The organism is Pseudomonas sp. RIT-PI-r, from assembly GCF_001297015.1.
Taxonomy (GTDB): Bacteria; Pseudomonadota; Gammaproteobacteria; order Pseudomonadales; family Pseudomonadaceae; genus Aquipseudomonas.
In genome coordinates this window covers 145,978-166,678 of the sequence record NZ_LIGE01000023.1, presented here as the reverse complement: position 1 = coordinate 166,678, position 20,701 = coordinate 145,978, and the positions used below count along the sequence as shown (strand labels likewise).

Sequence of the window (20,701 nt, the reverse complement as noted above, 5' to 3'; positions counted from 1 at the left end):
GTGGCCTGCATTATTGCAAGTAATTCTTGTTAACAAAAGTAATAGAGTATCTTTTTTTCCTGCATTGCTAGCCGCTCGTCCTTTGCCGGCGCTAGTCTATGCCTTTGCGATGGGAGTTTTTTGATGTCCGCGCCTTCTGTTTTGATTGCCGGTTGTGGTGATGTCGGCAGTCGTCTGGCCAAGCAATTGCTGGCGGCTGGCTGGGAAGTTCATGGCTTGCGCCGGGACGTTTCGAAACTGCCTGACGGTGTCATCGGCGTTGCCGGTGACCTGTTCAACGAAGACTGCCCTGCGACCTGGCCAGTAGGGGCGGTGGATTATCTGGTGTATTGCGCAGCGGCAACTGATCACGATGAGGCCGGTTATCGCGCCGCTTACGTGCAGGGTTTGCAGAATGTGCTGAGCTGGCTGGATGACTACGGGCAAGTCCCCGAGCGCCTGGTGTTCGTTTCCAGCAGCAGCGTGTACGGGCAGCAGGGCGGCGAGTGGGTTGACGAGACATCGGCAACAATCGCCGCCGGTTATTCAGGACGACTGATGCTGGAAGCGGAGCAAGTTGCCCTCAATAGCGGTATCCCGGCGAGCATCCTGCGTCTGACCGGCATTTACGGCCCGGGCCGCGAATGGCTGCTGACTCAAGTGCGTCGTGGTTATCGCGTGGAGGTTGAACCGCCGCTCTATGGCAACCGGATTCATGCCGATGACGCGGCCGGGTTGCTGGCGTTTCTGCTGGAGAAGGATCGTCAGGGCCTGAAGCTGGATGATTTCTATATCGGTGTCGACGACGCGCCGGCACCGTTGGCGGAGGTGGTCGGTTGGCTGCGTGAGTATCTGGGTGTGACCGAGTGGGCGGATGACGCCAGCGTTCGGCGCACGGGCAGCAAGCGCTGCAGCAATGCGCGGGTGAAGGCATTGGGCTGGAGGCCAACTTACCCAAGCTATCGCGAAGGTTATGCCGCGATCCTTGAAGGTAAATGCTGACTTCCTGACAACACAAAACAACTGTAGGAGTGAGCCTGCTCGCGATGGGGCCATAACATTCAACACTTGTGCTGACTGTTACACCGTTATCGCGAGCAGGCTCACTCCTACAGGGGATGTCTGCGGTTTCAGAGGTGGATTACTGCTTCTCGAGCAACCACTTGCGCTCACCGGCTGTGAACTGTGGTTGTTCATCCGCCAACGCGGCATTCACTGCCTGGAGAATTTCCAGCTCTTTGCCCTTGCGCACAAAGATCCAGTTATTGCCCTGACCGTTCTGTTGCAGCCACATGCTGTCGTTGCCATTGCTCATCGACGCGCAGTCGCCCGCCAGGCACAAAGCATAACGGTCGGCTCCCGGCAAACCGGAGACTTGGCCATCCGCCTGGAATTGCACGGTGCTGCCTTCACCCTGACCGCTGGTGATTTTCCAGTCACCGCCCAGATACGCCGAATACAGCGCACGTTCGAAACTGGCACCGATCGGTGCGCCTTCCGGCACCGCAATCTGTGCACGGTCGAAAACTTGCTCGGGTTCGTTCTCGCCGGCGGCTTGCTGCAGTTGCCCGCCGTCGCGTTTCAGCTCACTGGCGGAGCTGCCATAGAAGTCGACTTTCCAGGCGCCGGATTTCTCACCCAGCAGCCGTCCTTCGACGTTCTCAAAACCGTTGGTGTAGCGGGCCTGACTGGCCTTGGTGTTGACGTCCCACTCAAGGTTCGGGCCGTAAGCCTGAAGCGCTTCGCGCAGGGGGCCGCCCTTGGCTGCGGCATCGATCGCCACCTGGTTGATCCAGGTGCCGCTGATGTCACGGTCGGCAGGGTTGCTGGCGCAGCCGCCGAGGAAAATGGCGAGCAGCGGGAAAGCTAGCGCTTTGCGCATGGTGGAATCCTTTCAAAACCTTTTCTTGCAGCAGTCGGCGCGGCTTTGGAGGCCGCGCCGTGCGCATCACTCGATGACCAGAATGGCATCCATTTCAACCTGCGAACCCTTTGGCAGGGCAGCCACGCCGATGGCGGCGCGGGCCGGGTATGGCTGGTCGAAGTACTTGCCCATGATCTCGTTGACCTTGGCGAAGTGGCTCAGGTCGGTGAGGAAGATGTTCAGTTTGACGATGTCCTTGAACGAACCGCCAGCAGCTTCAGCCACGGCTTTGAGGTTCTCGAACACCTGGACGGTCTGCGCTTCGAAGCCTTCAACCAGTTCCATGGTTTTTGGGTCCAGAGGAATCTGACCCGACATGTACACGGTGTTGCCTGCCTTGATCGCCTGGGAGTAAGTGCCGATGGCGGCCGGGGCCTTGTCGCTGGTGATAACAGTCTTGGTCATGTATGACTCCTTGTAATGGTTGAGTTATGCACGCATGCGGGTGATACGGATCACCCCGGTCAAGGCGCGCAGCTTCTTGATCACGCGGGCCAGGTGCACACGGTCGTGGACGCTGACCACCAACTGGACAACGCTGATGCGACCATCGCGTTCATCCATGCTGATTTTCTCGATATTGCCGTCGGCTGCGTTGACGCTGCTGGCGAGCAGGGCGATCAGGCCGCGCTGGTGTTCCAGCTCGACACGCAGTTCGACGTTGAATTCGCCGGTGACATCCTTGGCCCACGAGAGCTGGATGCATTTTTCCGGGTTGTGCCTGATTTCGCTGATGTTGCGGCAGTTGTCCAGGTGCACGACCATGCCTTTGCCCGCGGACAGGTGCCCGACAATCGGGTCGCCCGGGATCGGCGTGCAGCACTTGGCGTAGCTGAGCACCAGGCCTTCGGTGCCGCGAATCGCCAGCGGGCCTTCCGGGCTTGGCAACTGCTCGCCTTCGCCGAGCAGGCGGCGGGCGACGACATAGGCCATGCGGTTGCCCAGGCCAATGTCTTCGAGCAGGTCTTCGATCAATTCGAGGCGGTATTCGGTGAGCATCGCCTTGACGCGTTCGGTCGGGATCTTCTCCAGCGAACTGTCGAAACCGTTGAGCACCTTGTTCAGCAGGCGTTCGCCGAGGCTGATGGATTCGGAGCGACGCTGCAGTTTCAGCGCATGGCGAATGTGTGTACGTGCCTTGCCGGTGACCACAAAGTTGAGCCACGCCGGATTCGGTCGGGCGCCGGGAGCGCTGACGATCTCGACCGTGGAGCCGCTTTGCAGCGGTTCGGACAGCGGTGCGAGACGACGGTTGATCCGGCAGGCAATGCAGCTGTTGCCGACGTCGGTGTGTACCGCGTAAGCAAAGTCGACTGCCGTGGAGCCTTTCGGCAGCTCCATGATCCGGCCTTTGGGCGTGAACACGTAGACCTCGTCCGGGAACAGGTCGATCTTCACACTTTCGATGAATTCCAGCGAGTTGCCGGCACGTTGCTGCATTTCCAGCACGCCTTTGACCCATTGGCGGGCGCGGGCGTGGGTGCCTTTCGGCTGCTCGTCACCGCTGGACTTGTACAGCCAATGGGCAGCGATGCCGTTGTTGGCCATCTCTTCCATTTCGCGGGTACGGATCTGGATCTCGATCGGTACGCCGTGCATGCCGAACAGCGTGGTGTGCAGCGACTGATAGCCGTTGGCCTTGGGGATCGCGATGTAATCCTTGAAGCGCCCCGGTAACGGTTTGTACAAATTATGTACAGCGCCCAGCACGCGGTAGCAGGTATCGACCTTGTCGACGATGATCCGGAACGCGTAGACGTCCATGATCTCGTTGAAGGCCCGACGCTTGCCGCGCATTTTCTTGTAGATGCCGTAGAGGTGTTTCTGCCGACCGCTGACTTCGCCCTGGATGCCGTCGATGGCAAGGCAATGGCCAAGGGATTCTTCGATCTTGTTGACGATTTCCTTGCGGTTGCCCCGGGCGCGTTTGACCGCCTGGTAGATCCGCGCGGAACGCATCGGGTGCATGGCCTTGAAGCCGAGGTCTTCGAATTCAATGCGGATCGCATGCATGCCCAGCCGGTTGGCAATGGGCGCGTAGATTTCGAGGGTTTCCTTGGCGATCCGCCGGCGTTTTTCGCCGGACAGCACTTCCAGCGTGCGCATGTTGTGCAGGCGGTCGGCGAGCTTGACCAGGATCACGCGAATGTCGCGCGCCATGGCCATGGCCATTTTCTGGAAGTTTTCGGCTTGGGCTTCGGCCTTGGTCTCGAAATTCATCTGGGTCAGTTTGCTGACCCCGTCGACCAGTTCAGCCACGGTTTCACCGAACTGCGCTTGCAGCGCTTCCTTGGCGATACCGGTGTCTTCGATCACGTCATGCAGCATCGCGGCCATCAGGCTCTGATGATCCATGTGCATGTCGGCAAGAATATTGGCCACGGCAAGAGGATGCGTGACATACGCCTCGCCGCTGCGACGGCGTTGACCGTCATGGGCTTGTTCGGCGTAGAAATACGCTCGGCGGACCAGGTTGACCTGGTCATTGCCGAGGTAGGTCGATAAGCGATCGGCGAGGGCGTCTATGCTCGGCATGATAATTCCTGCCGCAAGCTGTGATCCCGCGCCGTGCTACGTCGACCAGGCATAGGCTTAGACGGCCTCGTTGGACTCGTCCTCGAACGCTGCGAACAGCGGCTCGTCCTGGACGATTTCCTGCTCGGCGATGAACTCGTAGCTCATCAGGCCTTCAGCGATTTCACGCAGCGCTACAACGGTAGGCTTGTCGTTTTCCCACTGAACCAGTGGCTCTTTGCCGCCGGTGGCCAGTTGACGGGCACGTTTGGTAGAGAGCATGACCAGCTCAAAACGGTTTTCCACGTGGTTCAGGCAGTCTTCAACGGTTACGCGGGCCATGGTATTCCTCGGAGCGAATGCAATATGCGCGCTGCCCGGTTGGGCGAGCGGACTCAACAGTTTAAAAAATCACCAGCGATTAGGGAAGCGCTGATTTTTTAACCAGGCTCTTCAACGCGCTGCAAGTGCCAATGTAAAGCGCTTGCAGGCGTTTTGGGAAGTGCTGATTAACCAAGCAATTCGGCCAGCAATTTGCCGTGAAGCTGCTGCTGGCGCTTCTGAATGAGCTGATTGGCGCGGAAAATTGCCTTCAGATCATCCAGCGCGTGAGCGAAATCGTCGTTGATGATCAGGTAGTCATAGTCGACGTAGTGGCTCATTTCGCTGACCGCTTCACGCATGCGGCCGTCGATGATCTCGTCGCTGTCCTGGCCACGGTTGGTCAGGCGCGAATGCAGCGCTTGCAGCGAGGGCGGCAGAATGAAGATCGAACGCGCCTGCGGCATCAGCTTGCGCACTTGCTCGGCGCCTTGCCAGTCGATTTCCAGAATCAGGTCGTGGCCGGCATCGAGGGTTTGCTGCAGGTGGCTTTGCGAGGTGCCGTAGAGGTTGCCGAAAACTTCGGCGCGCTCAAGAAAATCGCCGTGTTCGCCCATCTTCACAAACGCTTCGCGCGTCACGAAGTGGTAGTTCACGCCGTCGACTTCGCCCGGGCGCATGGCGCGCGTGGTGTGCGAAACCGAAACGCGGATCTCCGCGTTGGCGTCGGTCAAAGCCTTGACCAGACTGCTCTTGCCCGCGCCCGAGGGGGCGGAAATGATGTACAGGGTGCCGGTGCTGTGGGTCATGTCGGGGTTGCCTTACTCAATATTCTGCACTTGTTCGCGCATCTGCTCGATCAACACCTTGAGGTTGACGGCGGCTTGGGTGCTGCGCGGATCGAAGGCCTTGGAGCCCAGTGTGTTGGCTTCGCGGTTGAGCTCCTGCATCAGGAAGTCGAGGCGACGCCCGGCGGCTCCGCCGGACTTGAGCACGCGGCGGACTTCGATGATGTGGGTGCTCAGGCGATCCAGTTCTTCAGCCACGTCGCTCTTTTGCGCGAGCATGACCATTTCCTGCTCCAGACGCTGCGGATCCAGCTCGGCTTTCATGTCGGTGAAACGGTCGAGGACTTTCTGGCGCTGGGTTGCAAGCATTTGCGGCACCAGCTCACGCAGGGTCACGACGTCTTCTTCGATAGAGGTCAGACGCTCGTTGATCAAACGTGCCAACTCCGCGCCTTCGCGCTCGCGGCCAGCCTTCAGCTCTTTCAGACCTTGATTGAACAGCGCCAGCGCCTCGGCGTTCAACGCCTGTGGATCCGTCGCATCACCGACCAGCACGCCGGGCCAGGCCAGCACTTCCAGCGGGTTCAGTGCTGCCGGGTTCTTGATCAGGCCGGCGATGGTTTCGGCGGCGGCGACCAGTTGCGCGGCGCGTTCGCGATCAACTTGCAGCGCCTTGCCGGTGCTTTCTTCAGTGAAGCGCAACGTGCACTCCAGTTTTCCCCGCGACAGGCCCTGACGCAGTGCTTCGCGCACTGCGCCTTCGAGGTCGCGAAACGATTCCGGCAGACGCAGGTGCGGTTCCAGATAGCGGCTGTTGACCGAGCGCAGTTCCCAGCTCAGGGTGCCCTGGGCGCCGGCTTTCTCGACGCGGGCGAAGGCGGTCATGCTGTGCACCATGGCGGTAACCTCGCAATGCAGATCGGCGCGAAACCAGGGTTCCGCAAGCGCGATATCAATGAATTCATGCCGACTGGCAGCAAAGGCGCAGGATTGTAGCGCAGTGCGGCGAATGCGCCCAAACACACGGTGTGACAAAGGGCTGCAGCCCGTCGGTAATGCGTGTTTCAGGTGGCTCGGTCGGCAGTCGGCATTTTTAACAAGTGCCCAGTTGCGGTGCGCCGCTCTATAATGCTCGGCAGTTTTCCGTCCCCCGTACAGGTATTCCCTATGAAACGTCCAAGTGGTCGCGCTGCCGATCAGCTCCGCTCGATCCGCATTACCCGCAACTACACCAAACACGCCGAGGGATCTGTACTGGTCGAATTCGGTGATACCAAAGTCATCTGCACCGTCAGCGTGGAAAACGGCGTGCCGCGTTTCCTCAAAGGTCAGGGTCAGGGTTGGTTGACTGCCGAGTACGGCATGCTGCCGCGCGCCACCGGCGAGCGTAACCAGCGCGAAGCCAGCCGTGGCAAGCAGGGCGGTCGCACCCTGGAAATCCAGCGTCTGATCGGCCGCTCGTTGCGCGCGGCGCTGGACATGTCCAAGCTGGGCGACGTCACGCTGTACGTCGACTGCGACGTGATCCAGGCTGACGGCGGTACTCGCACCGCGTCGATCACCGGCGCCATGGTTGCGCTGGTCGATGCGCTGAAAGTGATCAAGAAGCGTGGCGGCCTGAAAGGCGGTGATCCGCTCAAACAAATGATCGGCGCAGTGTCCGTCGGCATGTATCAGGGCGAAGCGGTACTGGATCTGGACTATCTTGAAGACTCCGCTGCCGAGACCGACCTCAACGTCGTGATGACCAGCACCGGTGGTTTCATCGAAGTGCAGGGCACCGCCGAAGGCGCACCGTTCCAGCCTGAAGACCTCAACGCCATGCTGGAACTGGCCAAGCAAGGCATGAACGAAATCTTCGAACTGCAAAAATCCGCACTGGCTGACTGAACCGATTCATAACCGCAAGGAGTTCGCGATGAGTGATGAACAAGAGCTGCTGCCCAAGCCGAGCCACGAGGTTCGCCAATGGGCGATGTTTTGTCACTTGTCCGCCTTGCTGGGGATCTGGATTCCGTTCGGCACGTTGATCGGGCCGCTGATCCTGTGGCAGATGAAGCGCGAGACGGACCCGTTCATCGATGCGCAGGGCAAGGAAGCGCTGAATTTTCAGATCACTGTGGCGATTGCTTCGGCGATTTGTTTCCTGCTGATGGTGCTGATTATTGGCTTCTTCCTGTTTGGCCTGTTGGCCATTGGCGCGCTGATCTTGACGATCATTGCCGGTGTGAAGGCTAACGAAGGGTTTCCGTATCGTTATCCGTTTACCTGGCGGTTGGTCAAATAGATAACTTGATCGCCGTTCGCAATGATTAAAAAAATGCCCTGAAATGTCAGGGCATTTTTATTTCTACAACTAATATTTCCGACTTTTGTATGTAGGATTTTTCTGGTGGCGATGACTGGTAGTTTGGGTTATCTATAAACTCCAAAGTTACATATTTAGTCACAACTGCAGGCCCCAGTGCTTGCCAAGGCCCTTGGCAACGGCTTTTGACGGTTGTTAAAGTTGCCAGGCGTTATATTTCTCCTGAAATATTTCGACATGTTCAAGCCATCGAAGGTTCTTGAATTTCATAGTAATCGGTGTTGAGACAATCAGCCGGTTCATGAGGCGTGTCCAGGTAAAAAGTTCGCCTCTGAATAATTAGCCAAAATGATCCCAATGATTCAGCTTGATTTTTACGGAACGCTAGTGGCCGCCTCCATGGTACTTCTGCTGGGGCGCGGACTCGTTACACGTGTTGGTTTCATGCGTAGTTACAATATTCCTGAGCCGGTAGCGGGTGGCCTGTTGGTTGCCTTGATTTTATTGCTGCTACGAACATTCGATATTGAAGTGCGCTTCGATACTTCCCTTCAAACGCCTTTGATGCTGGCTTTTTTCGCCCCCATCGGTTTGAGTGCGGACTTTGCCAGCCTGAAGAAAGGCGGGCGCATCGTGGGGATATTCCTGCTGGCAGTCACCGGGCTGTTGGTGGTGCAGAATGCGATGGGTATCGGCTTGGCCACCCTGCTTGGGCTCGACCCTTTGATGGGGCTGTTGACAGGCTCGATTACCCTGGCGGGCGGTCACGGTACCGGTGCGGCATGGGGGACGGTGTTCAGCGAGAAGTACGGTCTGGCTTCCGCCTCCGAGCTGGCAATGGCCTCCGCGACGTTCGGTCTGGTGCTGGGTGGGTTGATCGGAGGACCAGTTGCTCGTTTACTGATCAAGCGCGTGACAGTGCCCGGCTGCAATCAACAGGAAGCGCCGCGCCTGCCAAAAGGTTTTGAGCAGCCGAATAAAGAACGCTCGATCACACCCTTTTCGTTCATCGAAACGTTGGCGTTGATTGCCATCAGCCTGTTGGCTGGCAATCTGTTGAATGGCCTGCTGCAGGGAACCGCATTCGAGCTGCCGACGTTCGTCTGTGTGCTGTTCGTCGGTGTGGTGCTGCGCAACGGCCTTTCAGCACTTGGCCTGTATCAGGTGTTCGAGCGTGAAGTCTCGGTGCTCGGTAACGTTAGTCTTTCGTTGTTTTTGGCGATTGCCCTGATGTCACTGAAATTGTGGGATCTGGCAGCCCTGGCCTTGCCGATTTTCATCATTCTGGCGGTGCAGGCACTGGTCATGGCGCTCTTCGCGATCCTCGTGACGTTCCGGGTGATGGGCAGCAACTACGATGCCGCCGTTCTGGCCGCTGGACATTGCGGTTTCGGCCTCGGGGCCACACCAACCGCGATTGCCAACATGCAGGCAGTGACGCAGCGCTACGGCCCCTCGCAGATTGCCTTTTTGGTGGTGCCGATGGTGGGCGCGTTCTTCATCGACATCATCAATGTCATTGTGATCAAGCTGTATCTGGCCCTGCCATTCTTCGCGGCGGTCTGAGTTCGGATTCGTTTCGAGCAGCCGTACAAAAAAATGCCCGTATCTTGCGATACGGGCATTTTTTATCTGCGAATCGACACCTAGATGGTCAGCGTCCAGTCGTAGTCGACGATCAGCGGCGCATGTTGCGAAAACCGTGGCTGACGCGGCAGGCGTGCACTGCGCACGGAGCGCCGCAAGCCCGGGGTCAGGATCTGGTAGTCGAAGCGCCAGCCCAGATTGAGCATCTCGGCCTGCTCGTTGTCCGGCCACCAGCTGTACTGGTCGCCTTCACGGCTGACTTCGCGCAAGGCATCGACGTAGCCCATGTTGCCGACAATCTCGTCCATCCAGGCGCGCTCTGGCGCCAGGAAGCCCGGTGATTGCTGGCTGTCGCGCCAGTTCTTGATGTCGAGCTTCTGCTGCGCAACATACAGCGAGCCACAATAAATGTACTCGCGACGTTTGCGTCGCTGTTTGTCCAGGTATTTGCCGAAGTCGTCCATGAGCTTGAACTTCTGGTTCAAGTCCTCATCGCCGTTCATCCCCGAAGGAAACAGCAAGGTGGCAATACTGACTTTGTCGAAATCTGCTTGCAGGTAGCGCCCGTAGCGGTCGGCCGTCTCGAAACCGAGACCGCTGATGACAGCCTTCGGTTGCAACCGCGAATACAAAGCCACGCCACCTTGGGCAGGGACTTCAGCATCGCAGGCATAAAGGAAGTAGCCATCCAGTTGGAAGGCTGGGTCATCCAGTTCAAAGGCGGAGGCACGGGTGTCCTGCAGGCAGATGACGTCGGCATTCTGAGCTTGCAGCCAACTGAGCAAACCGCGCTCGACTGCCGCCTGAATACCATTGACGTTCACACTGATGATCCGCATAAATGGCCCCAAAAATCGCGTGCGTGTATGATACACGGCGTCAAGCTAATTAGCTAAATCCGTGGTATTTGGGGTTTTTTTCATGCAAGCGTATCAGCGCGATTTCATTCGTTTTGCCATCGATCGCGGCGTTTTGCGCTTCGGTGAGTTCACCCTGAAGTCCGGGCGCACCAGTCCTTACTTCTTCAACGCCGGCCTGTTCAACTCGGGTTCGGCCCTGGCGCAGCTGGGGCGTTTCTACGCTGCAGCCATTGCCGAGAGCGGCATTCCTTTCGACGTTCTGTTTGGCCCGGCCTACAAAGGCATCCCGTTGGCAGCGACCACAGCTGTGGCGCTGGCCGAGCATCACGACCGTGACCTGCCATGGTGCTTCAACCGTAAGGAAGCCAAGGCTCACGGCGAAGGTGGCAGCCTGGTCGGCGCGCCGCTGACCGGCGATGTGTTGATCATCGACGACGTGATCACCGCAGGCACCGCGATCCGTGAAGTGATGCAGATCATCGCTTCCCAGGACGGCGCCAAGGCCGCTGGAGTGCTGATTGCCCTGAACCGTCAGGAGCGTGGCAACGGTGAGTTGTCGGCGATCCAGGAAGTCGAGCGTGACTTCGGTATCCCGGTGATCAGCATTGTTTCGCTGAATCAGGTGCTGGAATTCCTCGCCGATGATCCGCAGCTCAAGCAGCACTTGCCGGCGGTGGAAGCGTACCGCGCCCAGTTCGGCGTCTGATACGACATCATTCTGTAGGAGCTGCCGAAGGCTGCGATCTTTTGATCTTAAAAAACAAAATCAAAAGATCGCAGCCTTCGGCAGCTCCTACAGGGGATTCGACTTAACGCAGGTTTCGCCATTTTCTGATCAGTTTCACGGTTAATCCCGCATTGATCAGCGCAAATGCCAGCAGCGCCAGTACCACCATCACGTACAACGTCCGATCCACATCAAAATCCCACAGATCCAGTTTGCTGCTGCGGACAATGCCTACAGCGGCCGGTAGATTGACGTAAAACAACGCCACAAACGCGCACGTCAGCGGCAGCGCCCGCGAATAAAACGCCGTCCGTACTTTCCCTCGACTGCGTTTTCGGTTCAGCGGCCCCGACTGGTATTCATCCAGCGCCAAAGCTTCGCTGAGCGCTGGCCACGCCAGATTGAACAGGAAGGTGGTCAGGGTCAGCAGCAAACCACTGACCGCGACGATGTCATTGAACGGCATTGAGCCCCAGCGTCGTGCAGAGTAAGGCGTGGCTATCCTCGCTGATCTCGAACTGCCCGGCGCTGCCCTTACGTTTGGTGATGGGTTTGAAAGTGGGCTCGTTCTGAGTGATAAGCATGTTCAGCTCATCGCGAATCACATCCGAACTGATGACCACCAAAAACACGGTTTGCGCGCGTTCGGCCGTCTCGATCACCGCACGCATGCTGTGTTGCAGGATGTCGTCGAGCTGGTTACGAAAGCGTGACACGGTGTTTTTCAACAGGGTTTTGCTTTGGCTTTGGGTTAGCTGAAAGATCGTCGAGATCTGCGATTCGGTCGGCAATGTTTGCCCGAAGTAGCTCTGAATCAGGTAGAGCAGACGATCCTGCTTGGCCTCGTCAGCCCGGCTGGGCATGCCGCCTTCGACCAGCATTTTCAGGTATTCGGTCAGGCTGGCCTTGGCAATGCGCTGCAAGGCGTGGGTGATTTCAGCGTCGCCAATGCGCAAGGTTTTCTTGACCGGTTCCTTTTGTTCCAGCTCGAAAGCAGCGGCATCAATCGTGAACGAGATCTGCATGGCTCAGGCGCTCCGAGTTATTTTTCGCTGGTTTGCGGGTATGGATCCTGTGGCGCATCGCCTTGGCCGCTGAGGACTTTCCAGCCCTTGAGCGGGTGCGAGGCTTCCGTGAAGTCGGGGCAGGGCGGCATCGATTTTTGCGAAGGGCCTGAATACTCTCGGCCGCAGTCCACGCAGGCGTAGGTGCCAGCCGAAATGTCACTGCCGTAAGGAACGCTATCTTTTTGCATGGGTAAATCTCCGGTGGATGAAGGGAAGATCCTAGGGAGATTTGTTAGGAGGGGATGTCGGACGTTTCGCTGAGTTGTGTCGGACGTGTCTTGCGCGCACAAAAAAGATCGCAGACTTCGTCAGCTCCTACAGAAATTTCATACAAACGAAATTCGCTTATGTAGGAGCTGCCGCAGGCTGCGATCTTTTGCTTTCAGCAATTACCGATCAAGGACGCTTGCGATTACTAATCAACGTACCCACACCAGTGTCAGTGAAGATTTCCAGCAGGATCGCGTTTGGCACGCGACCGTCGATGATCAGCGAGCTGCCCACGCCGCCCTGAACTGCTTCCAGCGCGCAACGGATTTTCGGCAGCATGCCGCCGTAGATCGTGCCGTCGGCGATCAGGTCGTCGACTTGCTGGGTGCTCAGGCCGGTCAACACAGTGCCCGACTTGTCCATCAGGCCGGCGATGTTGGTCAACAGCATCAGCTTTTCGGCTTTCAGCGCTTCGGCAACTTTGCCTGCCACCAGGTCGGCGTTGATGTTGTACGACTCGCCGTTGGCGCCGACGCCGATCGGCGCGATCACCGGGATGAAATCACCTTTGACCAACAGGTTGAGCAAGTCGGTGTTGATCCCGATGACTTCGCCAACGTGGCCGATGTCGATGATTTCCGGCTGGGTCATCTCCGGGGTCTGGCGGGTGACGGTGAGCTTCTTCGCACGAATCAGCTCGGCGTCTTTACCGGTCAGGCCGATGGCGCTGCCGCCGTGGCGGTTGATCAGGTTGACGATGCTTTTGTTGACCTGGCCGCCCAACACCATTTCCACCACGTCCATGGTCGCCGCGTCGGTGACGCGCATGCCATCGACGAAGTGGCTCTCGATCGACAGGCGCTTGAGCAGATCACCGATCTGCGGGCCGCCACCGTGCACGACCACCGGGTTGATGCCCACGGCTTTCATCAGCACGATGTCGCGGGCGAAGCCGGTTTTCAGCTCCTCGCTTTCCATCGCGTTGCCGCCGTATTTGATCACCAGGGTCTTGCCGACATAACGTCGGATGTAAGGCAGCGCTTCGGACAGGACCTTGGCAGTGTTGGCGGCGGCATCGCGTTCGAGGGTCATTCAGGGCTCCGGGTGGATCAGAACGGTAGTTGGAGATCAGGTGCAACGCGTTTCAGTTGGGCGTGGAACACATCCTTGATACGTTGCAATTCAGCCTCGTCATCGGCCTCGAAGCGCAGCACCAGCACCGGTGTGGTGTTGGAGGCGCGCACCAGGCCCCAGCCTTTGGCGTAATCGACTCGCACACCGTCAATGGTGGTCAGGTCAGCGCCTGGACCCCACTGTGCGTCGTGCAGTGCATCAATGATGCTGAATTTGCTCTCTTCGGTCACATGGATATTGATTTCCGGCGTAGAAATATCGTTCGGGAAGGTCGCAAACAGCTCTTCCGCAGTGGATTTTTCCTTGCTGAGGATCTCCAGCAGCCGTGCAGCGCTGTAGATACCGTCGTCGAAACCGAACCAGCGCTCCTTGAAGAAGATGTGTCCGCTCATTTCGCCGGCCAAGAGCGCACCGGATTGTTTCATTTTCTTTTTGATCAACGAATGACCGGTCTTCCACATTAGCGGCCGACCACCGTATTCCTTGATCAGCGGCACCAGACGACGGGTGCATTTGACGTCGAAGATGATTTCCGCGTCCGGGTTGCGCGCCACCACGTCACGGGCGAACAGCATCAGCAGGCGATCGGGGTAGACGATGCTGCCGGTGTTGGTCACCACGCCGACACGGTCGCCGTCGCCGTCGAAGGCCAGGCCGATGTCGGCGTTGGTTTCCTTGACCTTGGCGATCAGGTCGACGAGGTTCTCAGGCTTGCCCGGATCCGGGTGGTGATTCGGGAAGTTGCCATCGACTTCGCAGAACAGCGGGATGACTTCGCAGTTCAGCGCTTCGATCAGTTGCGGGGCGATCACGCCGGCCGCGCCGTTGCCGCAGTCGACCACGACTTTCATGCGCCGGGCCAGTTTGATGTCCTGGACGATTTCGGTGTTGTAGCGGTCGAGGATTTCGACCTGGGTGACGCTGCCCGCGCCGCTGCTCAGGTTGTTGGTCTTGAGGCGCTCGTGCAGGGCCTGAATCTGTTCGTTGGCGAGGGTGTCGCCGGCGATGACGATCTTGAAGCCGTTGTAGTTCGACGGGTTGTGGCTGCCGGTGAGCATCACCCCGGACTTGCCGGCCAACACGTTGGCGGCGTAGTACAGCGCCGGTGTCGGCACCAGGCCCACATCACTGACGTGGCAGCCACTCTCGGCGATACCGCGGATCAGCTCTGCCACCAGCTCGGGGCCGGACAGGCGGCCATCGCGACCGACGGACACATTTGGCTCGCCTTGGGCGAGGCTCTGCGAACCGATGGCGCGGCCGATCCAGTAAGCGGTTTCGGCATTGAGGAATTCCGGCACGGTGCCGCGAATGTCATAAGCGCGGAAAATGCTGTCGGGCAGCTTCGGGGCAATCTTGGCTGGGGTGCTCATCTACGGAAATGCTCCATCTCGAAAGTGGCGGGACAGACCGACGAATCGTTCGACGGCAGGCTCAAACTGAAGGGTATGACGGCGTTTTCCACAGAGAGTTCGTGGTATGAAAGGGCCATGACGCCTCGGCTGGCGTGGCTTTCGGCCGGCAAAACCTTGATTTACGGCGGTAAACCTTTCAGCCGATCTGCCTGAAATTTCCCCCTGTAGGAGCTGCCGCAGGCTGCGATCTTTGGTCTTGATCGTAGAAAACCAAATCAAAAGATCGCAGCCTTCGGCAGCTCCTACAGACGATGACGCCGGTTATTTGGTGCCGGTGTGGCCGAAACCACCGGTGCCGCGTTCGGTTTCGACGAACTCTTCAACCATTTCGAAGTGCGCCTGCACCACCGGTACCAGCACCAGTTGCGCCAGACGTTCGCCGACGGTCATGGTGAAATCGGTCTGGCCACGGTTCCAGCACGACACCATCAGCGGGCCCTGGTAATCGGAGTCGATCAGACCGACGAGGTTGCCCAGCACGATGCCGTGCTTATGGCCCATGCCCGAGCGCGGCAGGATCAGCGCGGCGAGGTTCGGGTCGCCGATGTAAACCGACAGCCCGGTGGGGATCAGCACGGTTTCACCCGGTTTGATCACGATGTCCTGTTCCAGCATGGCGCGCAGGTCGAGGCCGGCGGAGCCCGGAGTGGCGTATTGCGGCAGCGGGAATTCGGTGCCGATGCGTGGGTCGAGGATCTTGGCTTGCAAAGCGTGCATGTAAATTAAACCTGGTTCAGACGTTCGGCGATAAAAGTGACCAGTTGGCGAGCGATCTTGCTCTTGCTGGTCTGGGCGAAAACCGTGGCATGCAGCTCACGGTCAATCACGCTGCAGGCGTTTTCTTCGCTGTTGAAACCGATGCTCGGGTTGGCGACGTCGTTGGCGACGATCAAATCGAGATTCTTGTCCTTCAGCTTGCGTGCAGCGTAGTCGAGCAGGTGTTCGGTCTCGGCGGCAAAGCCGACACTGAACGGACGGTCGGGACGGGTCGCGATGGTGGCCAGGATGTCTGGGTTACGCACCATTTGCAGGACGAAGCCGTCACCGCTCGTAGGATCTTTCTTGAGTTTTTGCGGGGCGACGACTTCCGGGCGGTAGTCCGCAACGGCTGCCGAGGCGATAAACACGTCGCACGGGATCGCCGATTCACACGCCGCGAGCATGTCGCGGGCGCTGACCACGTCGATGCGCGTGACGCGGTCCGGGGTCGGCAGGTGCACCGGGCCGCTGATCAAGGTCACACGGGCGCCGGCTTCAACCGCTGCTTCGGCGAGGGCAAAGCCCATTTTCCCGGAGCTGTGGTTGGTGATGTAGCGCACCGGGTCGATGTTTTCCTGGGTCGGGCCGGCGGTGATCACCACGTGTTTGCCGGTCAGTGCCTGACGCTGGAAGCAGTCTGCCGCGCATTGCGCCAGATCGGTGGCTTCCATCATGCGGCCCATGCCGACGTCGCCACAGGCCTGACTGCCCGAGGCCGGACCGAAGGTCTTCAGGCCACGGCTTTGCAGGAGTTGCAGGTTGGCCTGGGTCGCCGGATCGCGCCACATCGCCTGATTCATTGCCGGCGCGACAGCGACCACAGCGTCGGTGGCCAGCACCAGGGTGGTCAGCAAGTCGTTGGCGATGCCTTGCGCCAGACGCGCGAGCAGGTCGGCGGTGGCCGGGGCGATCAGCACCAGATCGGCCCACTTGGCCAGCTCGATGTGGCCCATCGCGGCTTCGGCGGCCGGGTCGAGCAAGTCGAGGTGAACCGGGTGGCCGGACAGCGCCTGCATGGTCAGCGGGGTGATGAATTCGGCGCCGCCGTGGGTCATGACCACACGCACTTCGGCGCCCTGGTCGATCAGGCGACGAACCAGATCGGCGCTCTTGTAGGCCGCGATGCCGCCGCCGACGCCCAGAACGATGCGTTTCCGATACAGCCGCTGCATAGGTCTGCCTTTCATTTCGTTGATGACTGCGGTGCGATGCCCCCTCCCCAGGGTTGAATCGACCACAAAAAAGATGGGCTACGATATCACAGCGACCGCTACGGAACAGCGGCGCCCACAGACAGGGAATGTGTATGAGTATTCGCGATTGGCCTGCGGCGGAACGGCCGCGGGAAAGGTTATTGGAGCATGGGGCAGCGAGCCTCTCGGACGCTGAGTTATTGGCCATTTTTCTGCGCACCGGACTGCCCGGATTAAGTGCTGTGGATCTGGCGCGCAATCTGCTGACTCAATTCGGCAGCCTGCGTTTACTGCTTGAGGCCGATCAGGACGCATTCAGCAAGCAATTGGGGCTTGGGCCTGCGAAGTTTGCACAGCTGCAAGCGGCTCAAGAGATGAACAGGCGGCATCTGGCTGAGAAATCACGGCAAAAACCAGCCCTGGAAAACCCTCAGGTCGTTCGCGATTATCTGAAAGCGATGCTGCGTCACGAACCGCATGAGGTGTTTGGTTGCCTGTTTCTCGACTCCAAACATCAAGTGCTCACGTTCGAGACACTGTTTCGCGGCTCCATCGACAACACCAGCGTGCATCCCCGTGAGGTTGTGAAGCGATGTTTGGCCAATAACGCGGCGGCATTGATCCTCTGCCACAACCATCCGTCGGGCAACACTGACCCAAGTCAGGCGGATCGGCTGCTGACCAAGCGCTTGCAAAAAACGCTGGAGATGATTGATGTGCGCGTGCTCGATCACTTCATCATCGGCGATGGTGAGCCGCTGTCGATGGCGGAGTGTGGCTGGATGTAACTCTCAGGAACAAACGCTAAACCACTGTGGGAGTGAGCCTGCTCGCGATAGCAATTTTCCAGTCACCGAATGGGTTGACTGAAATGACGCCATCGCGAGCAGGCTCACTCCTACAGGTTATGTGTAAGGCAGGTTATTTCAGGTTGACCTTGGAGTAGTCCTGCCTTCCAAACGGGCTCACCGAGTAACCCTGTACGTCTTTACGCGTCAGTGCGTAAGCCGTCGGATGCGCCAGCGGCAACCACAACGCCTGCTGCTGAATCTGCGTCTGCGCCTGTTCATACAGTTTGGTCCGTACGCCTTGCTCGCTGGTGGTCTTGCCAGCGCTGATCAGCTTGTCCAGATCGGCATTGCAGTAGCGCGCAAAGTTGGTGCCCGATTTGACCGCTGCGCAGGAAAACTGCGGCGTGAGGAAGTTGTCCGGGTCGCCGTTGTCGCCGGCCCAGCCCATGAACAGCAAATCATGCTCGCCGGCCTTGGCGCGACGAATCAGCTCGCCCCACTCGATCACGCGGATTTCCGCCTGAATGCCGATTTCCGCCAGATCCGACTGCAGCATCTGCGCGCCCAGGCTCGGGTTTGGGTTGAGCAGGCTGCCCGACGGGCGCGTCCAGATGGTGGTCTGGAAACCGTCCTTCAACCCGGCCTTGGCCAGCAATGCCTTGGCTTTGGCGACATCGTGCGGGTAACCCGGCAGGTTCTTCGCGTAACTCCAGGTGTTCGGCGGGTAAGGGCCGTTGGCGGCTTCGGCGGTGTCTTCAAACACGGCTTTGATGTAGTTGGCCTTGTCGAAGGCGAGGTTGATCGCCTGACGCACTTCGGGTTTGTCCAGCGGCGGATGCTGGCTGTTGATGCCGACGAATGCGGTCATGAACGCGTCAGTCTTTTCGACTTTCAGCGTCGGTTCTTTCAGCGCGGCCTGTACGTCGAGTGGCTTCGGTGACAGGGCGATCTGGCATTCATTGCGCCGCAGCTTTTGCAGGCGCACGTTGGCGTCCGGGGTGATGGCGAAGATCAACGGATCCACCGAAGGTTTGCCGCCGAAGTAGTCCGGATTGGCCTTGTAACGAATCGCTGCGTCTTTCTGGAAACGGGTGAACACGAACGGACCAGTGCCGATAGGCTGGCTGTTGAGCTTGTCGGTCGCGCCGGCCTTCATCAGTTTGTCGGCGTATTCGGCGGAATAGATCGAGGCGAAGCCCATGCTCAGTGTGGCGAGGAACGTCGAATCCGGATGATCAAGGGTGAAGCGCACGGTCAGCGGATCGAGTGCGTCGATCTTCTTGATCAGCGCCGGCAACTGCATCGACTGTGCGTGCGGGAAACCGCTCTGGGCGACTTTGTGCCACGGGTTGGCCGGGTCGAGCATGCGGTCGAAGCTGAATTTGACGTCTTCGGCGGTCAGCTCGCGGCTCGGCTTGAAGTAATCGGTCGTGTGAAATTTCACCTGCGGGTGCAGCTTGAACAGGTAAGTCAGGCCATCGGTGCTGACTTCCCAGCTATCGGCCAGGCTTGGTACGACTTTGCCGCTGGCGGTGTCGAAGTCCACCAGACGGTTCATCAGCACGTCGGCCGAGGCGTTGGTGGTGGTCAGCGAGTTGTATTGCACCACGTCGAACCCTTCCGGGCTGGCCTCGGTGCAGACGCTCAGCGCGGCGGCTTGGGCCAGGGGGCTCAGCAGGAGCGGGGCGAGCAACAGGGGTAGGGCAGCGAGGCGCATGGTCGGTTTCCTTTTACAGATCGAAGGCCCATCTGCAAGTGCAGTCTGGAAAAGGCCTACCCTAGAGGGCTGGATTACAAATGACTATCCCCTTTTTGCATTTTAAGGGCACAGTGATGGCCGTTTTTCAGACCGCGGTGCTTCGCAAAAAGTCTGAAACGCCTGCTTGGGCGACTTTCTGCGACGAGTGGTAAAAATCGATGCCGGCCTTTATCCAAAGCGTTCGCAGACCGAAAAAGCGCCTTTTTACCGATTGATTTCACACCGAATGTTGTTGCACCCCGGTCTTTCTGGTATAAAGCAGCGCTCTTTTCTAGGGGCCCGGTTCCTTCACTGTAGGTGTAGCCGGTAAGACCTCTAAAGAAACGCGGCGCCTGGCGCCAAATGACTGAGAGATTAAGCGGCCAACCCATGCCGGGTTGGGCATGTGGTTTTAGAGGGCTGAGGCATGTCGAGAGTATGTCAAGTTACCGGTAAGGGTCCGGTGACTGGGAATAACATTTCCCACGCAAACAACAAAACCCGTCGTCGTTTCCTGCCGAACCTGCAGCATCACCGCTTCTGGGTTGAAGAAGAGAAACGTTTTGTGCGTCTGCGCGTATCTGCCAAAGGCATGCGTATCATCGACAAGCGTGGCATCACTGTCGTGCTCGCCGAACTTCGCCGCGATGGCAAGATTTAAGGGAGCTAATCATGCGTGAATTGATTCGTTTGATCTCGAGCGCCGGTACTGGTCACTTCTACACTACCGACAAGAACAAGCGTACTACCCCGGACAAAATCGAGATCAAGAAATATGATCCGGTTGTTCGCAAGCACGTGATCTACAAGGAAGGCAAAATCAAGTAATTGATTTTTCCTGACTTACGAAAAAGGCCCGTATCTCACGATACGGGCCTTTTTTGTTGCCTCGGATTTGGGGTTTCCTGTTCTGGCCCCTTCGCGAGCAGGCTCACTCCTACATTGGAATGCGGTCACCTGTAGGAGTGAGCCTGCTCGCGATAGGGCCGAATCAGCCAGCGAAAATCCTCAAGCCTTCTGTTCAAAGATCACATAGACCTTGCGGCAAGCCTCCAGCACTTCCCAAGTGCCACGAAACCCCGCCGGAATCACAAACCGGTCGCCAACGCGCAACGTCTTGGCATTGCCCTCACCATCACGCAGCACCGAAACCCCCTGCAAAATCTCGCAGTATTCGTGCTCGGTGTAATTCACCGTCCACTGCCCAACCGCGCCTTCCCACACGCCAACGCCCATCTGCCCACAAGGGCTGTCGTATTGATGGAACACGGCCTGTTCAGGGTCACCCTTGAGCACTTTGGCCGGGTCCGGGCGATAGCGTTCGGCTTCGCTGCTGGTCAGGCTGATGTCGACGACGTTCTGGATGTTCATTGTTGTTATCCCCTG

Annotated in this window: 23 protein-coding genes and 1 pseudogene; 8 read left to right on the top strand and 16 right to left on the bottom strand. The window is 58.5% G+C overall.

The window, feature by feature from the left end:
• Positions 1-123 precede the first annotated feature (123 nt).
• Positions 124-981, top strand: coding sequence for an SDR family oxidoreductase (locus tag AK821_RS10370; RefSeq protein WP_064389570.1), 858 nt, complete (start codon positions 124-126; stop codon positions 979-981).
• Between the two features lie 139 nt (positions 982-1,120).
• Here the strand turns inward: AK821_RS10370 and AK821_RS10365 are convergent, their stop codons facing one another.
• The 6 genes from AK821_RS10365 to AK821_RS10340 all read right to left on the bottom strand — a co-directional run bounded on the left by AK821_RS10365 (position 1,121) and on the right by AK821_RS10340 (position 6,423).
• Positions 1,121-1,861: a hypothetical protein gene (locus AK821_RS10365; RefSeq protein WP_064389569.1), complete on the bottom strand. Its 741-nt coding sequence runs from the start codon at positions 1,859-1,861 to the stop codon at positions 1,121-1,123.
• A 66-nt stretch (positions 1,862-1,927) separates the two neighbouring features.
• Positions 1,928-2,308: a RidA family protein gene (locus tag AK821_RS10360; RefSeq protein ID WP_003229509.1), complete on the bottom strand. Its 381-nt coding sequence runs from the start codon at positions 2,306-2,308 to the stop codon at positions 1,928-1,930.
• Between the two features lie 24 nt (positions 2,309-2,332).
• Positions 2,333-4,438: a bifunctional GTP diphosphokinase/guanosine-3',5'-bis pyrophosphate 3'-pyrophosphohydrolase gene (spoT, locus tag AK821_RS10355; protein WP_064389568.1), complete on the bottom strand. Its 2,106-nt coding sequence runs from the start codon at positions 4,436-4,438 to the stop codon at positions 2,333-2,335.
• Between the two features lie 57 nt (positions 4,439-4,495).
• Positions 4,496-4,759, bottom strand: a complete 264-nt coding sequence (gene rpoZ, locus AK821_RS10350) for a DNA-directed RNA polymerase subunit omega (RefSeq protein WP_016985812.1) — start codon at positions 4,757-4,759, stop codon at positions 4,496-4,498.
• A 167-nt stretch (positions 4,760-4,926) separates the two neighbouring features.
• Positions 4,927-5,547, bottom strand: coding sequence for a guanylate kinase (gene gmk / locus AK821_RS10345; protein WP_053125052.1), 621 nt, complete (start codon positions 5,545-5,547; stop codon positions 4,927-4,929).
• Positions 5,548-5,559: 12 nt separating this feature from the next.
• Positions 5,560-6,423: a YicC/YloC family endoribonuclease gene (locus tag AK821_RS10340; RefSeq protein WP_064389567.1), complete on the bottom strand. Its 864-nt coding sequence runs from the start codon at positions 6,421-6,423 to the stop codon at positions 5,560-5,562.
• A 270-nt stretch (positions 6,424-6,693) separates the two neighbouring features.
• Here AK821_RS10340 and rph point away from each other — a divergent pair, with 270 nt between their 5' ends.
• The 3 genes from rph (at position 6,694) to gltS (ending at position 9,400) form a co-directional block, all read left to right on the top strand.
• Complete coding sequence (rph, locus tag AK821_RS10335; RefSeq protein WP_064389566.1) at positions 6,694-7,416, top strand: ribonuclease PH; 723 nt, start codon at positions 6,694-6,696, stop codon at positions 7,414-7,416.
• A 28-nt stretch (positions 7,417-7,444) separates the two neighbouring features.
• A complete protein-coding gene (locus AK821_RS10330; protein ID WP_064389565.1) occupies positions 7,445-7,813 on the top strand; it encodes a DUF4870 domain-containing protein in 369 nt (122 codons plus the stop codon).
• A 378-nt stretch (positions 7,814-8,191) separates the two neighbouring features.
• The gene (gene gltS / locus AK821_RS10325) at positions 8,192-9,400 is read left to right on the top strand and encodes a sodium/glutamate symporter (protein WP_064389564.1); all 1,209 of its coding nucleotides are present in this window, start codon (positions 8,192-8,194) and stop codon (positions 9,398-9,400) included.
• An 80-nt stretch (positions 9,401-9,480) separates the two neighbouring features.
• On the opposite strand, the gene AK821_RS10320 is transcribed toward gltS, so the two are convergent.
• Positions 9,481-10,260, bottom strand: a complete 780-nt coding sequence (locus AK821_RS10320) for an exodeoxyribonuclease III (protein ID WP_016772543.1) — start codon at positions 10,258-10,260, stop codon at positions 9,481-9,483.
• 82 nt (positions 10,261-10,342) lie between these two features.
• Between AK821_RS10320 and pyrE the strand changes: the two genes are divergently transcribed.
• The gene (gene pyrE, locus AK821_RS10315) at positions 10,343-10,987 is read left to right on the top strand and encodes an orotate phosphoribosyltransferase (protein ID WP_008078597.1); all 645 of its coding nucleotides are present in this window, start codon (positions 10,343-10,345) and stop codon (positions 10,985-10,987) included.
• Positions 10,988-11,090: 103 nt separating this feature from the next.
• Here the strand turns inward: pyrE and AK821_RS10310 are convergent, their stop codons facing one another.
• The 7 genes and pseudogenes from AK821_RS10310 to coaBC all read right to left on the bottom strand — a co-directional run bounded on the left by AK821_RS10310 (position 11,091) and on the right by coaBC (position 16,765).
• Complete coding sequence (locus AK821_RS10310; protein WP_064389563.1) at positions 11,091-11,474, bottom strand: hypothetical protein; 384 nt, start codon at positions 11,472-11,474, stop codon at positions 11,091-11,093.
• Positions 11,461-12,033, bottom strand: a complete 573-nt coding sequence (locus AK821_RS10305) for a hypothetical protein (protein WP_064389562.1) — start codon at positions 12,031-12,033, stop codon at positions 11,461-11,463. Before AK821_RS10305 ends, AK821_RS10310 begins: the two co-directional genes overlap by 14 nt.
• A 17-nt stretch (positions 12,034-12,050) precedes the next feature.
• Positions 12,051-12,263, bottom strand: a complete 213-nt coding sequence (locus tag AK821_RS10300; protein ID WP_064389561.1) for a hypothetical protein — start codon at positions 12,261-12,263, stop codon at positions 12,051-12,053.
• Between the two features lie 208 nt (positions 12,264-12,471).
• On the bottom strand, positions 12,472-13,377 hold the full coding sequence (gene argB / locus AK821_RS10295; protein WP_064389560.1) for an acetylglutamate kinase: 906 nt from the start codon (positions 13,375-13,377) through the stop codon (positions 12,472-12,474).
• A gap of 17 nt (positions 13,378-13,394) precedes the next feature.
• Positions 13,395-14,771 (bottom strand): annotated as a pseudogene (locus AK821_RS10290) (phosphomannomutase/phosphoglucomutase); the annotation flags it as partial.
• 324 nt (positions 14,772-15,095) lie between these two features.
• Positions 15,096-15,551 carry a dUTP diphosphatase gene (dut, locus tag AK821_RS10285; RefSeq protein WP_016985816.1) on the bottom strand — a complete coding sequence of 152 codons (456 nt, stop codon included), beginning with the start codon at positions 15,549-15,551 and terminating at the stop codon, positions 15,096-15,098.
• A 5-nt stretch (positions 15,552-15,556) separates the two neighbouring features.
• Positions 15,557-16,765, bottom strand: a complete 1,209-nt coding sequence (gene coaBC / locus AK821_RS10280; protein WP_064389558.1) for a bifunctional phosphopantothenoylcysteine decarboxylase/phosphopantothenate--cysteine ligase CoaBC — start codon at positions 16,763-16,765, stop codon at positions 15,557-15,559.
• A gap of 134 nt (positions 16,766-16,899) precedes the next feature.
• Between coaBC and radC the strand changes: the two genes are divergently transcribed.
• Positions 16,900-17,574 carry a RadC family protein gene (gene radC, locus AK821_RS10275; protein ID WP_064389557.1) on the top strand — a complete coding sequence of 225 codons (675 nt, stop codon included), beginning with the start codon at positions 16,900-16,902 and terminating at the stop codon, positions 17,572-17,574.
• A 133-nt stretch (positions 17,575-17,707) separates the two neighbouring features.
• Here the strand turns inward: radC and AK821_RS10270 are convergent, their stop codons facing one another.
• Positions 17,708-19,294, bottom strand: coding sequence for an ABC transporter substrate-binding protein (locus AK821_RS10270; protein WP_064389556.1), 1,587 nt, complete (start codon positions 19,292-19,294; stop codon positions 17,708-17,710).
• 448 nt (positions 19,295-19,742) lie between these two features.
• Between AK821_RS10270 and rpmB the strand changes: the two genes are divergently transcribed.
• Both rpmB and rpmG read left to right on the top strand, forming a co-directional pair.
• Complete coding sequence (rpmB, locus tag AK821_RS10265) at positions 19,743-19,976, top strand: 50S ribosomal protein L28 (protein ID WP_007920377.1); 234 nt, start codon at positions 19,743-19,745, stop codon at positions 19,974-19,976.
• A gap of 11 nt (positions 19,977-19,987) precedes the next feature.
• Complete coding sequence (rpmG, locus tag AK821_RS10260; protein ID WP_003177274.1) at positions 19,988-20,143, top strand: 50S ribosomal protein L33; 156 nt, start codon at positions 19,988-19,990, stop codon at positions 20,141-20,143.
• A gap of 180 nt (positions 20,144-20,323) precedes the next feature.
• On the opposite strand, the gene AK821_RS10255 is transcribed toward rpmG, so the two are convergent.
• Positions 20,324-20,686, bottom strand: a complete 363-nt coding sequence (locus AK821_RS10255) for a cupin domain-containing protein (RefSeq protein ID WP_064389555.1) — start codon at positions 20,684-20,686, stop codon at positions 20,324-20,326.
• Between the last annotated feature and the right edge of the window lie 15 nt (positions 20,687-20,701).

Excerpts from the sequence above, each read along its gene's own strand:
- AK821_RS10365 (WP_064389569.1), bottom strand. The coding sequence starts at position 1,861 with ATGCGCAAAGCGCTAGCTTTCCCGCTGCTCGCCATTTTCCTCGGCGGC.
- AK821_RS10330 (WP_064389565.1), top strand. The coding sequence starts at position 7,445 with ATGAGTGATGAACAAGAGCTGCTGCCCAAGCCGAGCCACGAGGTTCGC.
- AK821_RS10320 (WP_016772543.1), bottom strand. The coding sequence starts at position 10,260 with ATGCGGATCATCAGTGTGAACGTCAATGGTATTCAGGCGGCAGTCGAG.
- rpmB (WP_007920377.1), top strand. The coding sequence starts at position 19,743 with ATGTCGAGAGTATGTCAAGTTACCGGTAAGGGTCCGGTGACTGGGAAT.
- AK821_RS10300 (WP_064389561.1), bottom strand. The coding sequence starts at position 12,263 with ATGCAAAAAGATAGCGTTCCTTACGGCAGTGACATTTCGGCTGGCACC.
- gmk (WP_053125052.1), bottom strand. The coding sequence starts at position 5,547 with ATGACCCACAGCACCGGCACCCTGTACATCATTTCCGCCCCCTCGGGC.
- AK821_RS10340 (WP_064389567.1), bottom strand. The coding sequence starts at position 6,423 with ATGGTGCACAGCATGACCGCCTTCGCCCGCGTCGAGAAAGCCGGCGCC.
- pyrE (WP_008078597.1), top strand. The coding sequence starts at position 10,343 with ATGCAAGCGTATCAGCGCGATTTCATTCGTTTTGCCATCGATCGCGGC.
- coaBC (WP_064389558.1), bottom strand. The coding sequence starts at position 16,765 with ATGCAGCGGCTGTATCGGAAACGCATCGTTCTGGGCGTCGGCGGCGGC.
- AK821_RS10255 (WP_064389555.1), bottom strand. The coding sequence starts at position 20,686 with ATGAACATCCAGAACGTCGTCGACATCAGCCTGACCAGCAGCGAAGCC.
- rpoZ (WP_016985812.1), bottom strand. The coding sequence starts at position 4,759 with ATGGCCCGCGTAACCGTTGAAGACTGCCTGAACCACGTGGAAAACCGT.
- dut (WP_016985816.1), bottom strand. The coding sequence starts at position 15,551 with ATGCACGCTTTGCAAGCCAAGATCCTCGACCCACGCATCGGCACCGAA.
- spoT (WP_064389568.1), bottom strand. The coding sequence starts at position 4,438 with ATGCCGAGCATAGACGCCCTCGCCGATCGCTTATCGACCTACCTCGGC.
- AK821_RS10270 (WP_064389556.1), bottom strand. The coding sequence starts at position 19,294 with ATGCGCCTCGCTGCCCTACCCCTGTTGCTCGCCCCGCTCCTGCTGAGC.
- AK821_RS10310 (WP_064389563.1), bottom strand. The coding sequence starts at position 11,474 with ATGCCGTTCAATGACATCGTCGCGGTCAGTGGTTTGCTGCTGACCCTG.
- radC (WP_064389557.1), top strand. The coding sequence starts at position 16,900 with ATGAGTATTCGCGATTGGCCTGCGGCGGAACGGCCGCGGGAAAGGTTA.
- AK821_RS10360 (WP_003229509.1), bottom strand. The coding sequence starts at position 2,308 with ATGACCAAGACTGTTATCACCAGCGACAAGGCCCCGGCCGCCATCGGC.
- rpmG (WP_003177274.1), top strand. The coding sequence starts at position 19,988 with ATGCGTGAATTGATTCGTTTGATCTCGAGCGCCGGTACTGGTCACTTC.
- rph (WP_064389566.1), top strand. The coding sequence starts at position 6,694 with ATGAAACGTCCAAGTGGTCGCGCTGCCGATCAGCTCCGCTCGATCCGC.
- AK821_RS10305 (WP_064389562.1), bottom strand. The coding sequence starts at position 12,033 with ATGCAGATCTCGTTCACGATTGATGCCGCTGCTTTCGAGCTGGAACAA.
- argB (WP_064389560.1), bottom strand. The coding sequence starts at position 13,377 with ATGACCCTCGAACGCGATGCCGCCGCCAACACTGCCAAGGTCCTGTCC.
- gltS (WP_064389564.1), top strand. The coding sequence starts at position 8,192 with ATGATTCAGCTTGATTTTTACGGAACGCTAGTGGCCGCCTCCATGGTA.
- AK821_RS10370 (WP_064389570.1), top strand. The coding sequence starts at position 124 with ATGTCCGCGCCTTCTGTTTTGATTGCCGGTTGTGGTGATGTCGGCAGT.